Annotated in this window: 3 protein-coding genes; 2 read left to right on the top strand and 1 reads right to left on the bottom strand. The window is 69.7% G+C overall.

What is annotated here, in order from left to right; translation table 11 throughout:
- Positions 1-278: 278 nt before the first annotated feature.
- Positions 279-794: a CreA family protein gene (locus FV228_RS25935; protein ID WP_187277912.1), complete on the top strand. Its 516-nt coding sequence runs from the start codon at positions 279-281 to the stop codon at positions 792-794.
- A gap of 22 nt (positions 795-816) precedes the next feature.
- On the opposite strand, the gene FV228_RS25930 is transcribed toward FV228_RS25935, so the two are convergent.
- Positions 817-1,161 (bottom strand): hypothetical protein, encoded by a 345-nt coding sequence (locus FV228_RS25930; RefSeq protein WP_147857165.1) that lies wholly within the window; start codon positions 1,159-1,161, stop codon positions 817-819.
- Between the two features lie 309 nt (positions 1,162-1,470).
- Between FV228_RS25930 and cysS the strand changes: the two genes are divergently transcribed.
- Positions 1,471-2,768, top strand: a 1,298-nt coding sequence (cysS, locus tag FV228_RS25925; RefSeq protein ID WP_147857164.1) for a cysteine--tRNA ligase, incomplete at its 3' end; no start/stop codon positions are given.

Genomic DNA, 2,768 nt, shown 5'->3' with positions numbered 1-2,768 from the left:
GGGCGGACCGGCCGGCGCGTCCTGCGCCCGGGCCGTGTCGAGGCTGAGGGACAGACCGCACGCCAGCGCCGCGCTCAGGATGAGGCGGCCGAGCGAACGGACGATCGGGCGGTCAAGCATCGGCTGCATCGCGTGATCGGGAATGCCGTGGTCCCCTCGGTCTGGCGCTGTTCTGCCCCGGCCTCGGGACCGAAGCAGCTTGACTGTACGCCCCCTCGTAAGCGGGTGACACCCCTCCTACATCCGGGCCGCGTGCTTGAGCAGGGAATTGACCCGTGATGTGGTTTCGGAGTCTCACCTATGTTGGGTTGGTTGCCCTCGGCCTGTCGGCGGCCGGACCCGCTTCGGCCGAAGAGCCGGACCGGATCTTTTCCAAATCCACGGTCTGGCGACCGCTGACGCCCAACGACAAGCTGGTGGTCTACGGCATCGACGACCCGGCCGTGTCGGGGGTCGCCTGCTGGTATACGCAGCCTGAGAAGGGCGGCATCAAGGGGACGCTCGGCCTGGCCGAGGACGTCTCCGACATCTCGCTGGCCTGCCGCCAGACCGGGCCGATCGCCTTCAAGGGCAAGCTGAGCCAGGGCGAGGTCGTGTTCAGCGAGCGGCGTTCGCTGATCTTCAAGTCGATGCAGATCGTGCGCGGCTGTGATGCCCAGCGCAACACGCTGATCTACATGGTCTATTCCGACAAGGTCGTGCAGGGTTCGCCGAAGAACTCGACCTCGGCGGTGCCGCTGGCGCCCTGGGGCACGGAGCCGGCGCCGAAATGCTCGGAGTTCGTGAAGAGCTGACGACGGACTGCCGGGGCGCCGTTCAGTCCCGGCAGGTGATGCGGATCGGGCGCTCGGTCGGGGTCGCGATCGGCTGTTCGATCGCGCCGGTATATTCGTCGGCGGCCGCGATCCCGTACGTGTTGGCGGCGGCGTAGCCCTGCGCTTCGCACCACGCGTTGGCGACGACCTGGCCGCACTCGCTGCCGGGGGTCGTCAGGCAATCGCCGACGCCGTAGCCGTCGCTCGACGGGATCAGGAAGGTCTTCTCGACATGGGCCGGCACTTTCGCGGGCGTCTCGCCGTCGCTGCCGGCGAACGCGCCCTGCGCCAGGCCGGCCGTGGCCAGGGCGGCGATGACGAAGTAACCAACGGCCGTGCGTCGCATGGATCGTCCTTGGGCACAGGATCTTGAGGTTGCGGAGCTTGGTCCGGACGGTCCGACGGCGCGGTTAAGGAAGGCTTACCCGCCGCTTGCGCGGACCATCTCGAATTCCTCACGCTTTTGCGTTAGCCCCATCGGGCGGGCGGCACCGTCGCCGCAGTGCAACAGCGAACCGCCGCGGCGGTACCCGAGCCGTCACGGTTCGGCCGCTCTTCGCGGCGCAGCGCCCGCAGGTCGTTGAAGGCAGGGCCGGTTTTCCGGCGACGGCGCGGCGCCGGGATTCGGCCGCGGCGCCGGAAGGGGATGAGTTTCATGGCGCCGATGTTGCGGCTCTACAACACGCTCAGCGGTGCCAAGGAGGCGTTCGCGCCGATCGATCCCGCCCAGGTGCGGATGTATGCCTGCGGCCCGACGGTCTACGACGCGGCCCATATCGGCAACGCGCGCCCGATCATCGTCTTCGACCTGCTGTTCCGGCTGCTGCGCCACCTCTACGGGCCGGCGCATGTGACCTACGCCCGCAACGTCACGGACGTGGACGACAAGATCAACGCCCGCGCGGCCGAGCGCGGCATCTCCATCCGGGAACTCACCGACGGCACGCTCGCGCAGTTCCACCGGGACATCCGCGACCTCGGCGTCCTCGGTCCCGAGGATGTGAACGATCCGGGCGCGCCGCCCCGCTTCATCGAGCCCCGCGCCACCGATCACATCGCCGAGATGCGCACGATGATCGACGCGCTGGTGGCCGGGGGGCACGCCTACGTGGCGGAGGGGCACGTGCTGTTCGACGTGCCGGCCATGCCCGAGTACGGCCGCCTCTCGAAGCGGCCCCTCGACGAGATGGAGGCCGGCGCCCGGGTCGAGGTCGCGCCCTACAAGCGCTCGCCCCTCGACTTCGTGCTGTGGAAGCCGTCGAAGCCGGGCGAGCCGTCCTGGCCGTCGCCCGCCGGCATCGCCGAGCCCGGCCGGCCCGGCTGGCACATCGAGTGCTCCGCCATGTCGGCCAAGCACCTCGGCAAGACCTTCGACATCCACGCCGGCGGGATCGACCTGATCTTCCCCCACCACGAGAACGAGGTGGCGCAGTCCCGCTGCTGCTTCGGGACGCCCGTGATGGCCAATGTCTGGCTGCACAACGGCTTCCTCCAGGTGGAGGGGGAGAAGATGTCCAAGTCGCTGGGCAACTTCATCACCATCCGCGACGTGCTGAACGACTGGCCCGGCGAGGTCGTGCGCCTGACCATGCTCAAGACGCACTACCGGCAGCCGATCGACTGGACCCTGCGCGGGCTCGAGGAATCGAGCCGGGTGCTCGACCGCTGGTACAACGCCGCCGGAGACGACCCGGCCGCCGAAACCGCGCCCGGCACTGTGGTCGAGGCGCTCTGCGACGACCTCAACACCCCGGCGGCGATCAACGCGCTGCACGCACTCACCGACGACGGATCCACCCTGCGGGCCGGCGCGAACCTGTTCGGCCTGCTCGCCCGCACCCGCAGCGCCCGCGAGCAGGATCAGGTCGCGGCGTCCGGGGTCGACGTGCCCGCCGTCGAGGCGCTAATCGCGGAGCGCAAGGCCGCCCGCGCGGCCAAGGACTGGGCCGCCTC

Source organism: Methylobacterium sp. WL18 (assembly GCF_008040015.1).
GTDB classification, from domain to species: domain Bacteria; phylum Pseudomonadota; class Alphaproteobacteria; order Rhizobiales; family Beijerinckiaceae; genus Methylobacterium; species Methylobacterium mesophilicum.
Note: the sequence above shows the minus strand (reverse complement) of the source record. Positions and strands in the feature narration are given on the sequence as shown.